This is a genomic window from Streptomyces sp. NPDC020983 (assembly GCF_044333485.1).
GTDB lineage: Bacteria > Actinomycetota > Actinomycetes > Streptomycetales > Streptomycetaceae > Actinacidiphila.
The window spans coordinates 416,950-439,019 of record NZ_JBIRRA010000002.1 but is presented as its reverse complement, the minus strand read 5'-3'; the positions used below and the strand labels follow the sequence as shown (position 1 = coordinate 439,019).

Annotated in this window: 18 protein-coding genes and 1 pseudogene; 11 read left to right on the top strand and 8 right to left on the bottom strand. The window is 74.9% G+C overall.

Features of this window, described 5'->3' with window-relative positions; genetic code table 11:
• Positions 1–94: 94 nt before the first annotated feature.
• On the top strand, positions 95–877 hold the full coding sequence (locus tag ACH4SE_RS05350) for a class I SAM-dependent methyltransferase (RefSeq protein WP_398541947.1): 783 nt from the start codon (positions 95–97) through the stop codon (positions 875–877).
• A 78-nt stretch (positions 878–955) separates the two neighbouring features.
• On the opposite strand, the gene ACH4SE_RS05345 is transcribed toward ACH4SE_RS05350, so the two are convergent.
• Positions 956–2,014: an AMP-binding protein gene (locus ACH4SE_RS05345; RefSeq protein WP_398541946.1), complete on the bottom strand. Its 1,059-nt coding sequence runs from the start codon at positions 2,012–2,014 to the stop codon at positions 956–958.
• 323 nt (positions 2,015–2,337) lie between these two features.
• On the opposite strand from ACH4SE_RS05345, the gene ACH4SE_RS05340 reads away from it, so the two are divergent.
• The 3 genes from ACH4SE_RS05340 (at position 2,338) to ACH4SE_RS05330 (ending at position 6,410) form a co-directional block, all read left to right on the top strand.
• Positions 2,338–5,340, top strand: a complete 3,003-nt coding sequence (locus tag ACH4SE_RS05340) for a BTAD domain-containing putative transcriptional regulator (RefSeq protein ID WP_398541945.1) — start codon at positions 2,338–2,340, stop codon at positions 5,338–5,340.
• A gap of 271 nt (positions 5,341–5,611) precedes the next feature.
• Complete coding sequence (locus ACH4SE_RS05335) at positions 5,612–5,776, top strand: hypothetical protein (RefSeq protein ID WP_398541944.1); 165 nt, start codon at positions 5,612–5,614, stop codon at positions 5,774–5,776.
• 388 nt (positions 5,777–6,164) lie between these two features.
• Positions 6,165–6,410 (top strand): hypothetical protein, encoded by a 246-nt coding sequence (locus ACH4SE_RS05330; protein ID WP_398541943.1) that lies wholly within the window; start codon positions 6,165–6,167, stop codon positions 6,408–6,410.
• 92 nt (positions 6,411–6,502) lie between these two features.
• Here ACH4SE_RS05330 and ACH4SE_RS05325 read toward each other — a convergent pair.
• Both ACH4SE_RS05325 and ACH4SE_RS05320 read right to left on the bottom strand, forming a co-directional pair.
• Positions 6,503–8,890, bottom strand: a pseudogene (locus ACH4SE_RS05325) (serine/threonine-protein kinase).
• 239 nt (positions 8,891–9,129) lie between these two features.
• Complete coding sequence (locus ACH4SE_RS05320; RefSeq protein WP_398541942.1) at positions 9,130–9,924, bottom strand: VOC family protein; 795 nt, start codon at positions 9,922–9,924, stop codon at positions 9,130–9,132.
• Positions 9,925–10,227: 303 nt separating this feature from the next.
• On the opposite strand from ACH4SE_RS05320, the gene ACH4SE_RS05315 reads away from it, so the two are divergent.
• From ACH4SE_RS05315 to ACH4SE_RS05305, 3 genes are all read left to right on the top strand, one after another.
• The gene (locus ACH4SE_RS05315; protein ID WP_398541941.1) at positions 10,228–10,875 is read left to right on the top strand and encodes a TetR/AcrR family transcriptional regulator; all 648 of its coding nucleotides are present in this window, start codon (positions 10,228–10,230) and stop codon (positions 10,873–10,875) included.
• 41 nt (positions 10,876–10,916) lie between these two features.
• Complete coding sequence (locus ACH4SE_RS05310) at positions 10,917–11,819, top strand: trypsin-like serine peptidase (RefSeq protein ID WP_398541940.1); 903 nt, start codon at positions 10,917–10,919, stop codon at positions 11,817–11,819.
• Between the two features lie 110 nt (positions 11,820–11,929).
• Positions 11,930–13,111 carry a flavin-containing monooxygenase gene (locus ACH4SE_RS05305; protein WP_398541939.1) on the top strand — a complete coding sequence of 394 codons (1,182 nt, stop codon included), beginning with the start codon at positions 11,930–11,932 and terminating at the stop codon, positions 13,109–13,111.
• A 120-nt stretch (positions 13,112–13,231) separates the two neighbouring features.
• On the opposite strand, the gene ACH4SE_RS05300 is transcribed toward ACH4SE_RS05305, so the two are convergent.
• Positions 13,232–14,554 (bottom strand): MFS transporter, encoded by a 1,323-nt coding sequence (locus ACH4SE_RS05300; RefSeq protein WP_398541938.1) that lies wholly within the window; start codon positions 14,552–14,554, stop codon positions 13,232–13,234.
• 70 nt (positions 14,555–14,624) lie between these two features.
• On the opposite strand from ACH4SE_RS05300, the gene ACH4SE_RS05295 reads away from it, so the two are divergent.
• Positions 14,625–15,662, top strand: a complete 1,038-nt coding sequence (locus ACH4SE_RS05295) for a GlxA family transcriptional regulator (protein ID WP_398541937.1) — start codon at positions 14,625–14,627, stop codon at positions 15,660–15,662.
• Between the two features lie 87 nt (positions 15,663–15,749).
• On the opposite strand, the gene ACH4SE_RS05290 is transcribed toward ACH4SE_RS05295, so the two are convergent.
• On the bottom strand, positions 15,750–16,211 hold the full coding sequence (locus ACH4SE_RS05290) for an ATP-binding protein (protein ID WP_398541936.1): 462 nt from the start codon (positions 16,209–16,211) through the stop codon (positions 15,750–15,752).
• Positions 16,212–16,566: 355 nt separating this feature from the next.
• Positions 16,567–16,935: an STAS domain-containing protein gene (locus tag ACH4SE_RS05285; protein ID WP_398542142.1), complete on the bottom strand. Its 369-nt coding sequence runs from the start codon at positions 16,933–16,935 to the stop codon at positions 16,567–16,569.
• A gap of 289 nt (positions 16,936–17,224) precedes the next feature.
• On the opposite strand from ACH4SE_RS05285, the gene ACH4SE_RS05280 reads away from it, so the two are divergent.
• Positions 17,225–17,842 carry a sigma-70 family RNA polymerase sigma factor gene (locus tag ACH4SE_RS05280; RefSeq protein WP_398541935.1) on the top strand — a complete coding sequence of 206 codons (618 nt, stop codon included), beginning with the start codon at positions 17,225–17,227 and terminating at the stop codon, positions 17,840–17,842.
• A gap of 424 nt (positions 17,843–18,266) precedes the next feature.
• On the top strand, positions 18,267–19,187 hold the full coding sequence (locus ACH4SE_RS05275) for a DinB family protein (RefSeq protein ID WP_398541934.1): 921 nt from the start codon (positions 18,267–18,269) through the stop codon (positions 19,185–19,187).
• A 78-nt stretch (positions 19,188–19,265) separates the two neighbouring features.
• On the opposite strand, the gene purU is transcribed toward ACH4SE_RS05275, so the two are convergent.
• Both purU and ACH4SE_RS05265 read right to left on the bottom strand, forming a co-directional pair.
• Complete coding sequence (gene purU / locus ACH4SE_RS05270) at positions 19,266–20,144, bottom strand: formyltetrahydrofolate deformylase (RefSeq protein ID WP_398541933.1); 879 nt, start codon at positions 20,142–20,144, stop codon at positions 19,266–19,268.
• A 45-nt stretch (positions 20,145–20,189) separates the two neighbouring features.
• Positions 20,190–20,636, bottom strand: coding sequence for a hypothetical protein (locus ACH4SE_RS05265; protein ID WP_398542141.1), 447 nt, complete (start codon positions 20,634–20,636; stop codon positions 20,190–20,192).
• 159 nt (positions 20,637–20,795) lie between these two features.
• On the opposite strand from ACH4SE_RS05265, the gene ACH4SE_RS05260 reads away from it, so the two are divergent.
• Positions 20,796–22,052, top strand: coding sequence for an ABC transporter substrate-binding protein (locus tag ACH4SE_RS05260; RefSeq protein WP_398541932.1), 1,257 nt, complete (start codon positions 20,796–20,798; stop codon positions 22,050–22,052).
• Positions 22,053–22,070: the final 18 nt, after the last annotated feature.

Here is a 22,070-nt window from a genome sequence, read left to right as displayed (position 1 = left end):
GGACTCCGGGCGCGTCCGGAAGTCATCGGCCGGCGGGAGACCGGGCGGGAAAAAGCGTTCGCGGGGGCGCGGCCCGGCCCGTAGCGTCGCGCGGATGGGCGATCCTCCCGAGCCTTGCGCACCTCGTGACCGCGGCGGCCCCCGCGGCCCGGGCGACCCCTGCTACGCGCACCCGCGGCTCGCCGCCGTCTACGACGCGCTCGACGCCGACCGCCGCGACCTCGGCGCCTACCTGCGCACGGCCCGGGAGTTCGGTGCCCACCGGGTGCTCGACATCGGCTGCGGGACGGGCGTGCTCGCGCTGCTGCTGGCCGCGCGCGGCGCCGACGTGACCGGTGTCGACCCGGCAGGGGCCTCGCTGGACGTGGCGCGGGCCAAACCGGGCGCGGGGCGCGTCCGGTGGATCCACGGCGACGCGGCGGACGTCCCACCCGTTCCCGCCTTCGACCTCGCGACCATGACCGGCAACGCCGCCCAGGGCGTCGTGGCGCCGGAGGCCTGGGCGCGGACGCTGCACGGCGCCCACGCGGCGCTGCGGCCGGGCGGCCGGCTGGTCCTGGAGACGCGCGACCCGGCGCGGCGGGCGTGGGAGGAGTGGACACCGGAGCTGACGCGCAGGGTCACCCGCGTCCCGGGGGCGGGCGAGGTCGAGTCGTGGCAGGAACTGGTCGCCGTCCGCGCGGACCTGGTGACCTTCCGCAGCACGTACGTCTTCGCCGCGGACGGCGCGGTGCTGACGTCGGAGTCGACGCTGCGCTTCCGCGGCCGCGACGAGGTGGCGGCCGACCTGGCCGCGCACGGCTTCACCACGCAGGAGGTCCGCGGGGCGCCGGACCGGCCGGGCAGGGAGTTCGTCTTCGTGGCCCGCCGGCCCTGAGGCGCCGGGCACGGGCCGCCCGCCGGACGGGCGGGCGCCCCCGGGGCACCCTCCCCGAAGCGGCGCCCCGGGGGCGGATCAGGAGGTGACGCGGACGGGGAGCAGGATGCGCCAGACGGCTTCCTCCAGGCCGTGCACGGCGGCGATCCAGCCGATGTTCTCCTCGTCCGTGCCGAGCCGTACGGCCTGGGCCAGTTCGCCGAGGACCTCGGCGAGGTCGCCGTGGTCCATGGCGGCCTCCAGCCGCCCGCCCGCGGCGCCGTCGTCGTGGTAGCGGTGGTAGGCGGCGGCGCCGCGCAGGACGCCCACCGGCCGCCACTGCTGGGCCAGCCGCCACACCGGCTCGCCCGCGACACGCACCCCGTCGGCCTCGACGACCTGCGTGCGGGTGCGGTCGACGGACAGCGCGTGCCAGCCGTCGGTGCCGGTCAGGACGAGGGCGGGGTCGCACGCCGCGACGGCGCGGGACACGGCGCCGGTCGCGCCGGGGGCGGGCAGGACGAGCGGGATCGCGGCCATGCCCGCGTAGAGGCAGCCGAAGAACGCGCCGGCCAGGTCCGGGCCCTCCGGGTAGGCCAGCAGGACCTTGCTGCCCGGGCTGAGCGCCGCGCCGAGCCGGGCGGCGACGGAGCGGGCGCGGCGGTCGAGTTCGGCGAAGCTGATCCCGGCGGTGCCGGCGCCGCCCGCCGGGAGGCCGCCGGGCCGTCCGCCGGGGGGCTCGCCGAAGGGCAGGCCGGGGACGAGCGTGGGGTGCCGTTCCGCGCGCAGCCGCAGCATCGGGCCCGGGAGGCCGCCCGGCACGCGGCGCGTACCGCCGCCCCCGCCGCCCTGCCGCGTCCGGCGCGGCCTGCTGTGCCTGCCGCCGCTCACCGCCGCGCTCTCCCGGGCCGTGAAGGCGGGGTGCCCGTAGGCGTCGGGCGCGCGGCCCTCCGGGGCGTCACCGGCGGGGGCGAACCCGCCGGCGACCCGGCCCCCGGCCGCGTACTCCCCCGCCGCCCGGCCGGGACCCCCGTACGCCTGCCCCGCGGGCTCGTAGGTGCCCGTTCCGCGGCACGGGAACCGGAGGACGCCGGGCGAACCGCTGTCCGGCTCCGCCCCGTACGAACCTCTCGCACGCTCCGCACACTTCGCACACATTGCGGCTCAACTACCCGTCTCGGTACAGAAAGCCCCACGGCACGAACCATCCCCACACACCACAGCCTCCGCATTCGCACAGACGGAATCCCATATTCGGCACAACTTGCGCCGCCCGGCCGGTTGGGAACCCGCATGGGGTGACCCCGGAGCGCCCGGCACGGCAAACTGGCACGGACGGTGCCGAACCACCGGCTCCGTAAGGTGAGCGGCGCGGACAACTGTTCCGTCCGGCGATGAATGATTGATATACGCGTGGGAGAGCCACCGGTCCGGGCCGTCCGCCCGGCCGCGCGGCTCGCGGCGGGCTTTGGGGGCCATGGATGGGAAGCGGGTCCGAATCGGGCGAGGGCCTGCGGTTCGCGGTCCTCGGGCCGGTGCGCGCCTGGCGCGGCGGCGAGCAGATCAACACCGGCGCGCCGCAGCAGCGCGCGCTGCTGGCGGTGCTGCTGCTGCGCGGCGGGCGCACCGCCACCGCGGCCGAGCTGCTCGACGCGCTGTGGGGCGACGCGCCGCCCAACACCGCCCTGGCCGCCCTGCGTTCGTACGCCTTCCGGCTGCGCAAGGCGCTCGGCTCGCAGACCCTGATCACCGACTCGGGCGGCTACGCCATCCGGATCCCCGTCGAGGCGCTGGACGCCACCGTGGTCGAGCAGCTGGCGGCCGAGGCGGAGAAGGTCCGCCAGACCGACCCGGCGCAGGCCCGCGAACTCCTCGTCAGGGCCCTGGACATGTGGAGCGGCGAGCCGCTGGCCGGGCTGCCCGGACCGTACGCCGAGACGCAGCGGGTACGGCTCGCCGAGTGGCACCTCGGCCTCGTCGAGGCCCGCCTCGAACTCGACCTGGAACTCGGTGCCCACGCCGAGGCCGTCTCCGAACTCACCGCCGTCACCGTCGAGCACCCGCTGCGCGAGCGGCTGCGCGCCCTGCTCATGCTCGCCCTCTACCGCAGCGGGCGGCAGGCCGAGGCCCTCGGCGTCTACGCCGACACCCGCCGGCTGCTCGCCGACGAGCTGGGCATCGACCCGTCGCCGGAGCTGGCGGATCTGCACCAGCGCATCCTGGAGGCCGACGCGGGCCTCGCCCCGCCGCAGGGCACCTCGGCGCCCGGCGCCCAGGAGATCCTGCGGCCGGCGCAACTGCCCGCCACCGTGCCGGACTTCACCGGCCGCACCGCCTTCGTGCGGGAACTGGGCGAGCAGCTGGCCGGCGCGTCGGCGGGCGGCGGCGTCATGGCGGTGTCGGCGGTCGCGGGCATCGGCGGCGTCGGCAAGACGACGCTGGCCGTGCAGGTCGCGCACAACGCCCGGGAGGACTTCCCCGACGGCCAGCTCTACGTCGACCTCCAGGGCACCAGCGCGGTGCCGTCCGAACCCGAGGCGGTGCTCGGCTCGTTCCTGCGCTCCCTCGGCCTGCCCGACGCGGCGATACCCGACTCGCTCGCCGACCGGGCCGCGCTCTACCGCTCCACGCTCTCCGGCCGCCGCGTCCTGGCGCTGCTCGACAACGCCTACGACGCCGCCCAGATCCGCCAGCTGCTGCCCGGCACCCCCGGCTGCGCCGCCCTCGTCACCAGCCGGGTGCGGATGGTGGACCTGGAGGGCGCGCACCTGGTCGACCTCGACGTGATGTCGCCCGAGGAGTCGCTGCTGCTCTTCACCCGCATCGTCGGCGAGGAGCGGGCCGGCAGCGAGCGGCAGGCCAGCCTCGACGTCGTCGCCGCCTGCGGCTTCCTGCCGCTGGCGATCCGCATCGCCGCCGCGCGCCTGGCCGCCCGCCGCACCTGGACCGTGTCGGTGCTCGCCGCCAAACTCGCCGACCACCGGCGGCGGCTGGACGAGCTGCGGGCCGGGGACCTCGCCGTCAAGGCCACCTTCGACCTCGGCTACGACCACCTGTCCGCCGAACAGGCCCGCGCCTTCCGGCTGCTGTCGCTGCCCGAGGGCCCCGACATCTCGCTGGACGCGGCCGCCGCCGTCCTCGACCTGGACCGCTACGAGGCCGAGGAACTCCTCGAAGCCCTCGTCGACATCAGCCTCATCGAATCCGCGGCCCCCGCCCGCTACCGCTTCCACGACCTCCTGCGGCTCTACGCCCGCGAGCGCGCCGAAACCGACGAGACCGCGCAGGAGCGCTGCGCGGCCCTCTCCCGGCTGCTCGACTTCTACCTCGGCTCGACCGCCTCCGCCTACGCGCTGGAGAACCCGGGCGACCGCGTCCTGGACCACCTCGCCCCGATCCACCACCCCGGGCTCTCCTTCGCGGACCGTGAGGAATCGCTCAACTGGCTCTCCGCCGAGGCCCCCGGTCTGATGGCCGCCGTCCAGCAGGCCGCCGAGGGCGGCTGCGGCGGCTTCCTGCGGCGCGCGGCCGACCTGCTGCTCGCCGCCCAGGAACTGGTGGAATCCGGCTTCTACGTGCGGCAGTACGAGCAGGCCGCCCGCGCGCTGGTGAAGGCCGCGCAGGACTGCGGCGAGGCCGTGGCCGAGGGACGGGCCCGCTTCTGGCTGTGCAGCCTGCTGCGCTTCGCCGGGCGCTTCGACGAGGCGGAGGAGGAGTGCAAGCGCTCCCTCATCCTCGGGCTGTCCGCCGAGGACCCGGTCGCGTGCGGCTACTCCGCGAACCTGCGCGGCATCCTCGCGCTGCGCGGGCTGCGCTTCGCCGAGAGCGCCGACTACCTCAAGAACGCGCTCGACGCCTTCCGGGCGGACGGCAACCAGCACGGTGAGGCCGCCGCGCTCAGCAACCTCTCCCGCGCGCAGGGGGAGCTGGGCGAGACCGCCTCGGCGCTGGACGCGGCGGAGCGCGTGGTGACCATCTACCGGCGGCTCGGCTCCGGTCTGCGGCTCGGCAACGGGCTCTACTCGATGGGCGTCACCCTCACCGCCACGGGCGCCTACGACCGCGCGCTCGGCTGCCTCACCGAAGCGCTGGGGATCTTCCGCACGGTACGGCAGCGGCTGTGGGAGGGGCTGACCCTCTACCGGCTGGGCCGGCTCCACCTGGCCGCCGGGAGCTACCGGCAGTCGGCCTCGCACGTCGAGCAGGCGCTGGTCGTCATGCGCGACATCGGCGGCGAGTGGCGCACGGCCAACGCGCTCACCGTGCTCGGCGAGGCGCTCACGGGAATGGGCCAGCCGGTCCGCGCCCACGCGTGCTGGCACGACGCCCTCGCCACGTACACCGCCCTCGGCTCACCGGAGGCGGCGCAGGTGCGGCGGCTGCTGAACGGGGAGGCCGGACCGGGGACGGGGGCCGGCGCCGCGGCTGCCCCCACCTCGGCGGAGGAGCCGGGATCCGCGGCGGGGTCGGCAGCGGCGGTCTGAGGACGCCTTCGGGCGCGATCCGGCGTTCAGCCGCCGTCCCCCGCGGAGGCCGGCCGGTGTGCCGCGCACGGGGCGGGGCCGCGCCTGACGTGCGCCTCCGGCCGCCCGGCGGGCTCCCGCTTCACCCAACTGGCGGCGTTTATCAGTTGATTATCGGGGGCTGCCAGGATTCCATCACTGCACGAGCTGCCCGTCCGGCGGTGTACGGGGGTCGCTGCCGGGCGGGCGTCACGTCAGCAGTCCCCAAGCAGGACACACACAGGAGAGCACCATGAGCGCAGAGCAGCCGAAGACCCCGGTGACCGACGACGTCACCGCGCCCGACATCTCCACCGACGGCACGACGGACACGTCCACGGTCACGGCGACGCCGACGACCGGCGACACGGGCACGGTCACGCCGAACAACTCGCACGCCGAGGGCACCAAGGCCTGAGACCTGCCGTCCGGGCACGGCGGTGCCCGGAGGGGACGGGAGATCGGGGGATCTCCCAGGGGGGAAGCCCGAGGGCCGGGGGGCCCGAGGGACAGCAGGGGGAACGCAGGACCACGGGGAGAGCCACGGGGGGAACGCCCGGGAGGGGGAAGCGTCCACGGTTCAGGGGACCACGGACGCTCGCCCCGGGCGTAGGGGGCAGACCGGCCACAGCGCGGAGGGGACGCTGCGGCCGGTCTGCCCCGTTCTGCGTCAGGGGTGGGACGGGTGGGGCAGACAGGGCCGACGGTACTCGGGGGGCTGCCGGGGCTCACGTGGCGCCGGCGCGGTACACGGCGTAACCTCGGGCGCGAGGGGGCTGAGTACGCACACGGGGTGGAGCCGCCGGATGCTCCGCAACATCTCCGGCTCGTTCCCCGCGCTCCTCACAGCGGTGCTCGCCGTTCGGAACCCCTTCCGTGTCCGGTACGGCGGGCGCCCCGGGTCCCGGATCCGGGTGGACGGCCTCGTCACCGGGGCCGGCGTCACACCGGACCGCACGGACCTGCTCGGCTCCCTCCCCCTCCCGGCGGCCTTCGCCGCACCGCTCTCCCGGACGGGGGCGACGTGCGCTGCCGCGGGAGCGGTGGCGTGACGTCGCGGCGCGGCGCGGCGCCTGACGATGCCCCGCGCGTGACGGTGCCGTGGACGGTCCGGCGGGCCGGTCGTGCCGCTCCGGCCGCCGTCTCAGGAGCGGCGGGCCGCCGCCCCCGTGCCCTTCGCCGCGTCCAGCGCGTAGACGCAGCGGTCGCGCGAGCTGGCGTAGACCACGCCGTCCGCGCTCACCGGCGAGCCGGTGATCTCGCCGCCGGTCTCCAGGCGCCAGCGCAGCTGGCCGCCCTGCGCGTCCACCGTGTACAGGCAGTGGTCGGTGGACCCGAAGTGCACCCGGCCGTCGGCCACCGCGGGCGAGCCCACGATGTCGCCCTGCGCGGCGAACCGCCACCGCGGGGTGCCGCCGGCCGCCTCCAGCGTGTAGAGCGCACTGCCCGCACCCAGGTGCACGGCGCCGGACGCCACCACGACCGGCTCCACCGACTGCCGCGGCTCGGTGGCCACCCGCCAGCGCTGCCGCCCGTCCGCGGGGTCGAGCGCGTACACCGTGCCCAGGTGGTCGACGACGTAGACGCCCCCGCCCGACGCGCCGGGACCCGGGACGTGCGCGGGCGGCGCGAGCATCACGGCCGGCGCGTCGAAGCGCCAGCGCTCGGCGCCGCTGCGGGCGTCCAGGGCCAGCACCCGGGTGCCCGCGGTCACGTAGACCGTCCCCTCCGCGACCACCGGCCGCGTCGGCACCGGGCCGCCCGGACCCGGCGGGCCCACCGGGCAGGACCACATCCCGGCGCCGGTCAGCGCGTCCACCGCGTGCAGCTACCCGCCGCCCCGGTAGAAGACGGCCCGGCCGACGACTTCCGGGCCCGCCTCGGGCGTCTCGGACTCCGTCTGCGCCCCGCCGCGCTCCCACCGCAGGATGCCGCGCGCGGCGTCCCAGGCCTGGACCCCGCCGCCGCGTGTCCCGGTCACCAGCGTCCCGGTGTCGGCGCGCACCGTGTAGACCCAGCCGTCGACGGCCGCGCGCCACCGGTCGGAGCCGTCCTTCGCGTCCAGCGCGAAGAGGCCCGGCCCGTCCGAGGCGTGGATCCGCCCGCCCTCCACGGCCATCGTCCAGGCGACGTCCCTGGTCTTGAACTCCCGCCGCCCGGTGGCCACGTCCAGCGCGTGCACCTCGAACGACGTGACGTACAGCAGCCCGTCCGACACCACCGGGGTGCCCCACACGTCGTTCGACATGCGGAAGCGCCACGGCCGCCACTCCGCGGGCGCCGCCGCCGCCGTCTGCCCGTGCGGCGCGGGCACCGCCGGCGCCGGGTCACCGGAGTGCACGCCACCCCTGCGGCGCACCCACTCCGTACCGGGCGCCGCGCCGCCCGCCGCCTTGCGCTCGGCGGCGTCCGCGACGCGCAGCCCCGGCCCGATCGGCGCCGACCCGGCGAGATGCACCGGCTCCGGCGGGCGGTCCCGGCTGTGCCGCCCGTGGTGCTCCTCGGCCTGGGCCTGCGCGGGCACCGGCGGCGGCTGCTGCGGACGCGGCGGCGGCCCCTGCTCGACGGGCACCTGCGGCCCGGAGACCGGCGAGGGGCGGGCGGGCCGGTGGGGCCGCCCGCCGTTCACCGGGTGACCGCCGAGGCGGCGCTGCTCTATCAGCGCGACCGCGGCCCCCGGCAGCCAGGCGGAGGCCGTGCCCGTGTTGTCGTCGTTGCCGGTCGAGAACAGGTGCGGGGCCAGCTGGGCCTGGAGGTCGGCCGGGGTGGGACGCGCCTCGGCCTCCATCCGCATGCAGGACTCGATGAGCGGCCGCAGCTCGTCCGGCAGCCCGGTCAGGTCGGGGCCCTCGCGCAGCAGCATGAAGACGGTCTCGACCGGGTTCGCACCGTGGAAGGGGGCGTGCCCGGTGGCGGCGAAGACGAGGGTGGAGCCGAGCGAGAAGATGTCGCTCGCACCGCGCACACTGCGGGAGTCGCGGGCCTGCTCGGGCGACATGTAGGCGGGGGTGCCGACGGCGACGTTGGTCATCGTCAGCCGGGTGTTGGACACCCCGGAGGCGATGCCGAAGTCGATGACCCGCGGGCCGTCCTCGACCACCAGCACGTTGGACGGCTTCATGTCGCGGTGCACCAGGCCCGCGGCGTGGATCGACTGCAGCGCCTCGGCGATGCCGGCGGCGAGCCAGCGCACCGCCTGGGCGGGCATCGGCCCCGCCTCGTTGACGATCTCCTCCAGCGACGGGGCGGGGACGTACGCGGTGGCGAGCCACGGCACCGCCGCGCGCGGGTCGGCGTCGACCACGGCCGCGGTGTAGAAGCCGGAGACGGCCCGGGCGGCCTCGACCTCACGGGTGAAGCGGACCCGGAAGAGCTGGTCCTCGGCCAGTTCCGCGCGCACGGTCTTGATCGCCACCCGGCGGCCGGAGGCCGAGCGGGCGAGATAGACCAGCCCCATGCCGCCGGCGCCGAGCCGTCCCAGCACCTCGAAAGGGCCGATCCGTCTCGGGTCGTGCTGCGTCAGCTGCTCCATCACTGCCCTGCCACCTCCCCGTACCCGCGTTGTTGCGGCCGTGCTCCGCGTTCGTACGTCCTTGCCCTCCGCGGCCCGTTCCCCCGCGCCCACGCCAGGGTACGGAGCTGATTCTTCCTGGGAAGGGCGTCCGTTGCGAACCCGGGGGCCGCCTCGACACGCGCGCGGAGCGAACTCGTTATCATCGCCTCCCGCGGCCCCGCGCGCACCGCAACACACCGGACGGTGACCGGAGTCCGTCAACTCCCCGTCATGGAAGCAGCCTTGCGGTCCCGGTCGATGATCGCGAAAGGCGTCCCCGCGTCGTCGGTGACGAAGGCGACCCGGCCCTCGGGCGAATCCCGCGGCTCCCGCGGCACCGTGCCCCCGAGCGCGCGCACGGCCGCCGCGGCCGCGTCGCAGTCCGCCACCGCGAAATACACCCGGAAGCCCTCGGGCACCCCGGCGGGGGTGTCCGCGCCGAGCGCGAGCCGGCCGCCGAACCTCCGCTCCGGGCCGGACGGCGGCGACCACACCGCGTAGTCGAAGTGCTCCCCGTCGCCGACCTGCTCGCTCCGGTAGCCGAACACCGCCGCGTAGAAGCGGTCGACGGCGCCGGGCTCACGCGTCCACGTCTCCGCCCAGCAGAAGGAGCCGGGCACGTCCGTGACGCCGAAGCCCTGGCGTCCGCCCGCCTGCCAGACCCCGAAGAGCGCGCCCGCCGGATCCGCGGCACCGGCCATCACCCCGGACTCCCCCGCGTCGTCGGGCCCGAACAGGATGCGCCCGCCGGCCTCCGTGACACGCGCGGCGGCCGCCCGGGCGTCCGGCGACGCGAAGTACACCGTCCACCCCGGCGGCGCGGCCGGACCGGGCCCGGGCATCAGGCCGGCCACCGCCTCACCCTCCCGCCGGGCGAGCGTGTAGTGGCCGAAATCCTCCCCCTGGTCCTCGAACTCCCAGCCGAACAGCTCCCCGTAGAAGCGCTGTGCGGCCGCGAGATCCGGCAGCGCCACATCCGCCCAGCAGGGCGCCCCCTCGTCGAATGCGGACATCGTCCCTTCCCCCTCGCCTTCCGTTCCCGCCGTCCCGCCGGCGTGCCCGCCGGACACCAGTGATCTTGCCCACACGGAACCCGCCGCAATTCGAACATATGGTCAATTCTCCGCGGGGCGCTCCCGCGGTGGCGACAGAAGTGGGCGAAACGGGGCATCCGGAACAGCGCCGGTGACTCCGAGCGCATTCCGCTTAGCTCTGAGAAACCCGCACTGACCTGCGTCTTCCGTACCACCAGACTCCCCATCCCCATTTGCACGCCGCCAAATCGCGCGCGGACCGCCCGCCGGTAAACTGACGGCATGACAGGACAAGTTCGCACCGTCGACGGACGTGTCGCGGGTCGCCGAGGGCAGGCGACGCGGCAGAAGCTGCTCGACTGCCTGAGCGAGATGCTCAGCACGTCGCCGTACCGGGACGTCAAGGTGATCGACGTCGCACGGATGGCCGGAACGTCACCGGCCACCTTCTACCAGTACTTCCCCGACGTCGAGGGCGCCGTCCTGGAGCTCGCCGACGAGATGGCGAAGGAGGGCGCGGGCCTGACCGACCTGGTCGCGGGCCGCTCGTGGGTCGGCAAGTCGGGCGCGCAGGCGGCCGACGAGCTGGTCGACGGCTTCCTCGCCTTCTGGCGGAAGAACGACGCGATCCTCCGGGTCGTCGATCTCGGTGCGGCGGAAGGGGATAAACGTTTCTCCAAAATCCGCACCAAGGTCCTGAACTCGGTGACCGGTTCGCTCACCGACTCCATCAAGGAGCTCCAGGGCAAGGGCCGGGTCGACAAGGACGTCAGCGCCCCCGCCATCGCCGGCTCGCTGGTCACCATGCTCGCCGGGGTCGCCGCCCACCAGAAGGGCTTCACGGGCACGGGCGTCAAGCAGGCCGATCTCAAGCCGAACCTTGCGCTGCTGGTCCACCTCGGGGTGACGGGCAAGAAGCCGCCCAAGTAGACCCGGGACCGGCGGGCCCCGCGCCGAAGGAGCCGGCCGCCATGCCGCACCGCACGCTGCCGGCCCTCGTGTCCGCCGCGCTGCTCTGCGTGGTGGCCCTGCTCTGGCCGGTGCACCACGCGGACGCCCCGCCGGGCCGGCCGTGGACGGCGCAGGCCGCCGAACGTTTCTGGACGCCCGAGCGGATGGCCGACTCCATGCCGGCCGCCGGCCGGGAGCGGCTGCCGCCCGCCGTGCGCGCGGCCACGGGTCCGGCGGCGGCCGAAGCCGTGGACTCCGCCGTCCGCTTCGCCGGGCTGCCCACCGTGGGCGTCCTCTTCTCCGTCGGCGACGACCTGGCGGCGCACCGCTGCACGGCGAGCGTCGTGCACAGTCCCGGCCGCGACCTGGTCCTCACCGCCGCGCACTGCCGGCCCGGCACGGACATCGGCTTCGTGCCCGGCTACCGCGCGGGCGCGGCCCGGCAGCCGTACGGGATCTGGGCGGTGGGCGAGGTCTTCACCGACCCCCGCTGGAAACCGGACGACGACGCGGCGTCCGACCACGACGTCGCCTTCGCCCGGGTGCTGCCCGGGCCGCGGGGCCGGCGCATCGAGGACGTCACCGGCGCCGACCGGCTGGCCCGCACCCCCGGCTACCGCATCCGGGTCACCGTCGTCGGCTATCCGAGCCGCGCGGGCGACCCCCGCGACCTGCCGGTGACCTGCACCACCGGAACCGGGCGCCTCGGCCGGCGGCGGCAACTGCGCATCGTCTGCGACGGCTTCGCGGGCGGCACCTCGGGCGGGCCGTGGCTGCTCGGCCTCGACCCGCGCACCGGCACGGGCAGTGTGGTCGGTCTGATCGGCGGCCTGGACGGCGGCGGCCCCGACGACCGCACCTCCTACAGCCCCTTCTTCGGCGACGCCGTCCTCTCCCTCTACCGGGCCGCCACCCGCTCCTGACGGGCCGCTACCGCCCGGCGTCCGCCGGCGCAAGGAGGCGACGGCCGCCGCCGCGGTACCGGTTACGCTCTCGTCGCACCCAGTAGGCCGCCGCAGCGCAGGAGTTCCGCATGTCCGCACCCACCACGTCCTCCCCGGCCGCGGGCCAGCCCGCGTCGCCGGACGCCATCGTGATCGGGGCGGGCCCCGGCGGTCTGGCCGCGGCGGCGGCCCTGCGGCAGCGCGGGGTGCGCCCGCTGGTCCTGGAGCGCTCCGAACGGCTGGGCGCCTCCTGGCGCGGCCACTACGACCGCCTCCACCTGCACACCACCCGAAGACTCTCCGCCCTCCCCGGACTGGCGATACCCCGGGCGTACGGCCGCTGGGTGGGCCGCGACGACGTCGTGCGCTACCTGGAGCAGTACGCCGAGCACCACGCGCTCGACATCGCCACCGGCATCACCGTGGACCGCGTCGGGCGCGGCGCCAAGGGCTGGGACCTGCCGGCCACCGGCGGCCGGGTTCTCAGCTCCCCGGTGGTCGTGGTGGCCACCGGCCACAACCACACCCCCCACGTGCCGGACTGGCCCGGCCGCGACAGCTTCCCCGGCGAACTGGCGCACGCCTCCCGGTACCGCAACGCGGGGCCCTACGCCGGCCGCGACGTGCTCGTCGTCGGGATCGGCAACACCGGCGCCGAGATCGCCGTCGACCTCGTCGAGGGCGGCGCCGCCCGGGTACGGCTCGCCGTGCGCACCCCGCCGCACATCCTGCGCCGCTCCACCGCGGGCTGGCCGTCCCAGGCGAGCGGGATCCTGGTACGGCGGCTGCCGCCGCGGCTGGTGGACAAGGTGGCCCCGCACGTGGAGCGTCTGGGGGTGCCCGACCTGTCGCGGTACGGCCTGCCGCGCCCGGCGGACGGGCTGTACGCGCGGGTCCTCGACGGCGCGATCCCGGTGCAGGACGTCGGGCTGGTGGACGCGGTGCGGGCGGGGCGGGTCGAGATCGTGGCCGCCGTCGAGCGGTTCGAGGACGGCGAGGTGGTCCTGGCGGACGGTTCGCGGATCGCGCCGGACGCGGTGGTCGCGGCGACCGGCTACCGGCGCGGGCTGGAACCGCTGGTCGGGCACCTCGGCGTGCTCGACGGGCGGGGGCGGCCGGTGGTGCACGGGGCGCGGCAGCCGGAGGGCGCGCCGGGCCTGTTCTTCACCGGCTTCACCAACCCGATCAGCGGGATGTTCCGGGAGATGGCGATCGACGCCCGCAAGATCGCCCGCGCGGCGGCCCGGCTGCTGGTGTCGCTGCCCGGCTGAGGCGGGCGGGGGGCGGCGCGGTCCGCCGCCCGGCCCCCGCGGCCTGCGGCGGGACGGATTTCGCTCACCCGTTCCAGTGATTGCCGGTGGAGCGGGAACGGGCCGTGCGCGGCGGTCCGTTCACACAGCGACAGCCACCGCGGCCGGAGCGGCGACCCGGGCGCGGCGGACCACCAGCGACATGAGCGCGGCGATCGCGCACAGGCCACCGGAGGTGTACCAGACGGGGTCGTACGAACCGAAGGCGTCGCGGGCCACGCCCCCGAGATAGGCGACCAGCGCGGCGCCGACCTGATGGGCCGCCAGCACCCATCCGAAGACGATCGCGCCGTCCTCGCCGAAGTGCTCGCGGCACAGGGTGATCGTCGGCGGGACGGTGGCCACCCAGTCCAGGCCGTAGAAGACGATGAACAGCACCATCGGCGGGTGGACGCTGTCGGCGAGCAGCATGGGGAGGAACATGAGGGAGATCCCGCGCAGGCCGTAGTAGACGGCCAGCAGCCGGCGCGGCGACATGCGGTCGGTGAACCAGCCGGAGGCCACCGTGCCGACGATGTCGAAGACGCCGATCACGGCGAGCAGTGACGCCGCCGCGGTCACGGGCATGCCGTGGTCGTGCGCGGCCGGCACGAAGTGCGTCTTGACCAGCCCGTTGGTGGACGCCCCGCAGATCGCGAACGAACCCGCGAGCAGCCAGAACGTCCCGGTGCCCGAGGCCTGGCGCAGTGCCCGCAGCGTACGTCCGGCGGCACCGTTGACCGGCGGCGGCTTGGGGACGAAGTCCACGGCACCGTACGGGGCGAGGCCGACGTCGGCGGGGTGGTCGCGCAGCAGCAGCCACACGACGGGGACGACGGCGACGGCCGCGCAGGCGACCGTCGTGGCGGCCGGCCGCCAGCCGTGGTTCTCGGTGATCCAGGACAGCAGCGGCAGGAAGACCAGCTGCCCCGCCGCCCCCGCCGCGGTGAGGACGCCAGTGACCAGGCCGCGGCGGGCGACGAACCAGCGGTTGGTGACGGTCGCGGCGAAGGCCAGCGCCATCGAGCCGCTGCCGAGGCCGACCAGGACGCCCCAGCACAGGATGAGCTGCCACACCCGCGTCATGGAGACCGTCAGTGCCGCGCCGAGCGCGATGGTCAGCAGGGCGCAGACGACCACCCTGCGGATGCCGAAGCGGTCCATGAGCGCGGCGGCGAAGGGGGCGGTCAGTCCGTAGAGGGCGAGGTTGACCGAGACGGCGAGTCCGACCATGCCGCGCGACCAGCCGAATTCGGAGTGCAGCGGATCGATCAGCAGGCCGGGGAGGGAGGCGAAACCGGCGGCACCGATGAGCGAGAGGAAGGCGGCCGCGGCGACGGCCCAGGCACGGTGCGGACGGGTTCGACGGCCGGGGACGGCTGCTCCGCCGGCGGCGGGTGCGGGGGCGGGGGATGTCTGCGTCACCGGGCAAGTCTCGGGTGGCCGGGGCCGGGCGGCGAGTGGCCCGATGGCCATGATGTGCAAGGATCGGGCCATGAGCCGAGCCGTGGACCGAGCCAGCAGCACGAGCAGCAGCGCCGGGGTCTTCCGCCACCCCGGACGCCACCGGGTCGCGGTGTTCGCGCTGGACGGCGTGATCCCCTTCGAACTGGGCATCCCGCACCGCATCTTCGGCATCGCCCGCAGCGCGGAGGGCGTGCCCTGCTACGAGACGGTGACGTGCAGCCTCGCACCGGGGCCGGTGTGGACGGACGCCGACTTCCCCGTCGTGGTGGAGCACGGCCCGGAGGCGCTCGCGCAGGCCGACACCGTGGTGGTGCCCGCCTCGCGCGAGATCGGCCCGCGCCGCGCGAGCGGGGTGCTGAGCGCCCCGCTGGCCGGGGCCATGGCCGCGATACGGCCGGGCGCGCGCGTGGTGTCGATCTGCACCGGCTCCTACCTGCTGGCCGCCGCGGGCCTGCTGGACGGGCGGCGCGCGACGACCCACTGGATGCACGCCGAGCACTTCCAGCGGCTCTACCCGCAGGTCACGGTCGACCCCGACGTGCTCTACGTGGACGACGGGGACGTGCTGACCTCGGCCGGTGTGGCCTCGGGCATCGACCTGTGCCTGCACCTCGTGCGCCGCGACTGCGGGACGGCGGTGGCCAACAGCGTGGCGCGCCGCACCGTGGTGCCGCCGCACCGCGAGGGCGGGCAGGCGCAGTTCATCCGCCGGCCGCTGCCCGAGCCGCAGCTGGCGAGCACCGAGCGGGCCCGGGCCTGGGCGCTGGACCGTCTCGACCAGCCGCTCACGCTGCGGCAGCTGGCCGAGCGGGAGTCGATGAGCGTGCGCACCTTCACCCGGCGCTTCCGCGAGGAGGTGGGCATGAGCGCGGGCCGCTGGCTGACCCAGCAGCGGGTCGAACTGGCCCGGCAGCTCCTGGAGTCGACCGACCTGGGCGTGGACCAGATCGCCAGGAAGGCCGGTTTCGGCACCGGGGCGTCGATGCGGCAGCACCTCCAGCTGTCGCTGGGGGTGTCGCCGTCCGCCTACCGCCGGACCTTCCAGCCGTCCGCGTCCCGGCGCTGACCGGCGGAAGCGGAAGGCGGCAGGCGCGCGAGCGGCGGGCGGCGCGGGGCTCAGCGGCCGGGCCCACCGACGGGCCCACCGACGGGCTCAGTGCAGGGCGGCCGCGTGCAGGAGCCGCTCGCCGGCGCCGGTCCGGGCCGGACAGCCGTCGCCCGCCCCCCGGTCGACCTCGCACCAGATCTGCTTGCCCGCGCCCTCCGGCTGCCAGCCCCAGCGGTCGGCGAGACCGTCGACGAGTTCCAGGCCGCGGCCGCCGGTGTCGTCCTTGCGCGCGTGCCGCGGGGCGGGCGGGGTGTCGCTGGCGTCCGCGACCTCGACGCGTACGGGGGCCGCGGGCGCGGAGGAGAAGAGCATGCGGAGCACCGCGGGACAGCCGGTGTGCACGACGGCGTTGGTGACCAGTTCCGAGATGAGCAGGATCAGCGTCTCGGCCACCGGCTCGTCGGCGCCTATCCCCGACCTGACCAGCCGGGTCCTCGCCCAGCGGCGCGCCCGCCCCACTTCCGCGGGGTCGACGCCCAGCTCCAGTTGCACCTGCAGCATCTGCACGTTCACACCATCCGAACCGGCGGACACCGGACTTCATGCTTCCGTGGAATCACCGTGCGTGATCCCGGCTTCCCACAGCATGATTGACCGTCAGTCACCCCAACAAGCGCTTCCGTCATATTCCAGCGCAACGGAGCACGCGTGCTGCATACTGTGCCCCTTCTCGCGCCGGTCGGCCGACCAGGGGGCACCACCACCCGGCAGGACCGGGCGGCAGTCCGGGACCGGGGACGTACGCGCACCCGATGGAGCGTACCCGAGGCGGCGGCCGACTCCACGGCGTAACAAGTCACGCATCGGACACAACTGCGAGCGGACGCTCCGTGATCGGACGTCACGGACATCCCGCCGGTGGTCAGGCGCTCAGCGGCTGGGCGGAGTCGTCGGTCGCGGCGGTCAGATCGGGGTAGACCTCGAACAGGCGGCGCACACCGAGTGCGGCGAGCACCCGGTTGACGTGCGCGCCCTCGTCCGTGGCCGGGCCACCGGCGGGCAGCACGATGCGCAGCCGCCCGGCGCAGGACCGCATGAGCCGCCGGGCGCCGATCAGCACGCCCACGCCGCTGGAGTCGCAGAAGCGCACCTCGGTCAGGTCGAGCACCAGGCTGCGCCGCCCGTCCGCGACCGCGTCGTGCACCTGCTGGCGTACGGCGGGGGACGAGACCAGATCCATCTCCCCCGTGACCGTCACCACCGCCCAGCCGTCCTGTTCGGCCCGGGTCACCAGCACGTCGGTGTACCTCGCCTCGCGGCAGGTGCCCCCGCCGGCCTCGCTGCCGGTGGCCGTCTCGGTATCAGCTTCGTCATCACAAGGAGCCTATGCCCGTTCACAGCAGTAACCCTGCAATCTTCCGGTCACACCCGGATAACAGACCGACAGAAGCGATCACATGAAGGGCCAGGTTGGTGCAAAGGGACGCATGCCGCGGTACCCGGCGGGTACGGTCGGGAGGAGCGGCCACCCGGCCGGGGACGGCGGCTGCGACGCAAGGGCGAGGCGAAGGGGGCGGCAGATGGCGACACCCGCACCACCGCGCTGGGACCGCAAGATGCAGCAGCGGCTGGCACGCGGCGAGGAGGCCGCGCTGGGCGAGCTGTTCGACCGCTACGCCTCCATGGTGCACAACCTCGCCTACCGCGTGCTCGACGACGACGAGGCGGCCGACCAGATCACCCGCGAGGTCTTCGGCTACGTCTGGGAGAATCCGGACGACTACGACCCCAAGCACGGCTCGCTGCGCTCCTGGCTCGCCGCCCTCACCCAGCGCCAGTCCGTGCACCGGCTGCGGCAGTACGCCAGCCGCGGCCACTCCACCTCCGACGAGGTCGAGGCACGGGTCCGCGAGGCCAACACCGCCGCCCGCGCCGACTTCATCGTGACCTCCATGCCCGCCCCGCTGCGCGACGCGCTCGAACTCGCCTACCGCGAGCGGCTGGACTACCGCGACGCGGCCGCGGGCCTCGGGGTGAGCGCCGACGAGTCGCGCCGCCGGCTGCGGCTGGGCCTGCAGTTGCTGTCCACGGCCATGGAGCCCGCCGACGTCACCCGGGCCCGGCGCCCGGACGCGCCCGCGCCCGGCGGGCGGGGCGGCTCCGGCCCGCCCGCGCAGGACCGCCGGGGGCGGCCGTGAGCGGCGCGGCCTACAGCAACGGCGGCGGCCCGCACGGCGGCGGCGAGGACGGGGACGCACCCCGGGTGCCGCAGCAGCGGGACCAGTCCGGCGCCCCGCACGCGCTGCCGCCAGGCCCGTACGACACCGGCGGCCCGTACGGCCCCGGACCGGCGGGTGAGCCGGAACCGGAGGCGAGGCTGCCGCTGTACGACCACGGCACCCTCAAGTCGCTGCTCGGCGCCTGGGCGCTGACCGCGTGCTCGCGGGACGAGGCGCTGGCGGTCGAGGTGCACCTCACCGACTGCGCCGCCTGCGCGGAGGAGGCGCTGCGCCTGCGGGACGCCGTCGGCCTGCTGCACCACGGGAGCCCCTCGACCTCGACCCGCTGCTGCGGTCCCGGGTGCTGGAGGGCTGCCTGGGCCGCCGCCCGGCCCGTGTCCCGGTGCCCGAGTGGGCCGGCCCCTACGACGCCGAGGCGGCCCGGCTGGACGCGCTGCTGCGGGACCTGGGCGAGACGTCCTGGCAGGAGCAGGTCTGCCTGCGCTGGTACGACAGCGGCCCGGTCACCAGGAAGGCCACCGTGGGCGAGGTCGTCGCCCATCTGACGTCGGTGGACGGCCTCGTCGCCGTCGCCCTCGACCTGTCGGGCGCGCGCCTGCCGGACGGCGCCGGCGGCACGGTGGACGCCGGGGCCGCGGATTTGCCGCTCGACGCCGCCGGGCGGACCGAGGCGCTGTGGGCGGCGCAGCGGGCCGCGGCCGCCGGGAGCCCCGGCCCGCACGCCGCCCGGTCGGCCGAGCTGCGCGACGCCTGGCGGGAGCAGAGCCACGCCCTGCTGCGGACGGTCTCCTTCGCGGGCGCCGGGGCCGCCGGGATAGCCGTCGACTTCGGGTCCTGCACGATGCCGCTGCAGGACGCCTTCGTGGACCGGGCCTTCGAGTGCTGGATCCACGCGGCGGACATCGCCGAGGCGGTGGCGTATCCGTACGCGCCTCCGGCGCCGCGCCATCTGAACCGGATGGTCGACCTGGCCGCGCGGTTGCTGCCGGGCGCGCTGGCCTCCCGCCGGCGGCAGGGGCTCGCCGCCTCCCAGGCCCGGCTGGCGGACGCGGGCGCGCCGGGCCGCTCACTGCTGCTGCAGATCGACGGCGCGGGCGGCGGCCGCTGGTGCCTGCCGCTGGACTCGCCGGGCGCGCTCGCCTCGCAGGACCGTGCGGTGGCCGAGGTGGCCATGGACGCCGTCGAGTTCTGCCAGCTCGCGGCGGGCCGTCTGGACCCGGAGCGGATCGCGATCGGGCTGAGCGGTGACCGCGAGGTCGTCCGGGACGTGCTGTACGCGGCGGCGTCGCTCTCCCGGCTGTGATCCCGGCGGGCGGAGCCGCCGCCCCCGCCCGGGGCGCCTGACGGCGTCCCGGGGCGTCCCGGGGCGTCCCGGACGCCTCTAGGCGAAGACGACCGTGCGGTTGCCGTTGAGCAGCACCCGGCGCTCGCTGTGCCACTTCACCGCGCGGGCCAGCGCCTGGCACTCCACGTCCCGCCCCAGGGCGACCAGCTGCTCGGGGGTGACCGCGTGGCCCACCCGCTCGACCTCCTGCTCGATGATCGGGCCCTCGTCGAGATCGGCCGTCACGTAGTGCGCGGTGGCGCCGATGAGCTTCACACCGCGGTCGTGCGCCTGGTGGTACGGCTTGGCGCCCTTGAAGCTCGGCAGGAACGAGTGGTGGATGTTGATGATCTTCCCCGACAGCTCCCGGCACAGACTGTCGGACAGCACCTGCATGTAGCGCGCGAGCACGACCAGCTCCACGCCCTCGGCGCGCACCAGCTCCAGCACCCGGGCCTCGGCCTCCGCCTTGGTCTCGCGGGTGACCGGGATGTGGTGGAAGGGCACGCCGTAGGAGCCCGCGAGCTCGCGGAAGTCGGTGTGGTTGGAGACCACGGCGGCGATCTCCACCGGAAGCGCGCCGATGCTCGTACGGAACAGCAGGTCGTTCAGGCAGTGCCCGAACTTGCTGACCATGAGCACGACCTTCATGCGCTCCGCGGCCGCGTGGATGTGCCAGTCCATGTGGTAGGCGCCGGCGATCGCCGCGAAGCTGGCCCGCAGCTTCTCCAGGTCGACGGGCGGCTCGGCGGAGAAGCTGACGCGCATGAAGAACAGGCCGGTGCCGCGGTCGCCGAACTGCTGGCTGTCCACGATGTTGCAGCCGGTCATGAAGAGGTAGCTGGACACTGCGTGCACGATGCCCTGTTTGTCCGGGCAGGACAGGGTCAGGACGTACTGCGGGTCGGCAGGCTGCCGCAACGGCTCATCGGTCACCGGATCAGCCTCGCACACGCGACCACCGGCGCGCCGCCCTGTCCGTCACGCGGACCTGGTGTAAATGGCGAGCACTTCCAGCGAGCGCGGCGGAATGTCCGGATCCTCCCCGTCCGCCCGGGCCATGAGCACATGGGCGTCACGGGCGGCGCGGACGGCGTCGGGCCACCCGGCGTGCTCCAGATACGCCGTCGCGGGCGCGTCCGCGCCCACCTGGTGCAGGATCTTCAGCACCCGCAGCACGGCGACGTCGACGAGCGCCGCCTCCTGGGCGTCGCGGAATATGGTGCCGACGTACTTGTCGGCCGACCAGTTGTCGAGCCAGGTGTCCTCGACCAGCCGGTAGACGGCGTCGGTGACGTCCCCGTAGCCCGGACGCCCGCCCTGCCACACCTCACGCTGGAAGACCGGATCGCTGATCATGTGCAGCGCCGAGCGCACGTTGCTGCGCCAGCGCCACCACGGCATGTCGTTGACAGGCATGCCCCCCATCGTGGAGGAGACACGGCCGCGGCGGGAAGACTTCTCGGAACCTTGCACGGCCGGCCATCGTACGCAGTCGAACGGGGCCACCTGTAATTCACCTGAAAGTGACTCCCTGTTCGTGCGCGATAACCCTGACGTTGGGCGCGGACCACCATCTTCCGAACCATGACCGAACGGCGCATACGCAGGGTTCGCCACGCTGTCGTCCCACTGCTGGCCACAGGTGCGCTGCTCAGCGGCTGCGCCGTGCTCCCCGGCGGCTCCGGCTCACAGGGGCCCGTCGTGGTGATGACATGGGCACCGCAGGGGACGAAGGCGACGAACATGCCGGGCATGGTCGCCATGGCCCAGGCGTTCGAGAAGTACGTCAACGACAGCGGCGGCCTCAACGGCCGCAAGCTCAAGGTGCTCACGTGCAACGAGCGCAACGACGCCGTCGCCGTGTCGAACTGCGTGCAGCAGGCCGCGAACGCGCACGCCGTCGCCGTCGTCGGCTCCTACAGCGAGCAGGGCCGCGCCTTCACCACCGCGCTCGCGTCGAGCGACATCCCGTACATCGGCGGCTACGGCATCACCCAGGACGAGTACCTCAGCCCGCTGTCGTACCCGGTCAACGGAGGACTGCCGGCGCTGCTCGCGGGCAGCGGCGAGCAGCTGGCCGCGGCGTGCAGGAAGGTGGCGCTGGTGCGCCCCGACTCGATCACCGGCGACCAGTTCCCGATCTTCCTCGACCAGGGGCTGAAGTCCGGCGGGCACGCGCCCGCCCGCGACCTGCTCGCCAAGGACGACGCCTCGGAGTACTCCGGCGTCGCCGCCCAGGCGGTGGGCGACGACAAGGCGGGCAACTGCGTCTCGGCGGTGCTCGGCGACCACACCAGCACCTTCCTCGACTCGCTGCGCCGGCTCGGCGACAAGAAGCCCGCGGTGCGGCTGTCGTCGGTGATCGGCAGCGTGCAGCAGTCCCTGGTGAACGCCACCGGCGGGGCGAACAGCCCGCTGGAGGACACGCTCGTCACCGACTGGTACCCGCCGGCGTCCGACGCGAAGTGGGCCGAGATGAAGTCGGTCGTCGACAAGTACGCCTTCTCCGACGACCGGATCGACGTCGCCGACCCCGGCGTGCAGACCACCTGGATCGCCTACACGGTCTTCACCCAGGTGATCAGGGCGATGGACAAGGGCACCGCGGTCACCTCGTCCAGCGTCCAGCGGGCCTTCGACCGCACCACGGGGCTCTCCACCGGCGGGCTCACCCCCGACCTCGGCTGGACCGACACCGACCTGCTCAACCTGCCCGACCACGTGCGGCTGAACAACGCCGAGGTCACCTACCAGGTGGTCACCAAGGGCCAGCTGGTGCAGGACAGGCCCGGTTTCGTGGACATGGCGCCGACACTGCGCACGGCGACCGCCGCGGGCTGACCGGACCGCGCCGGGCCG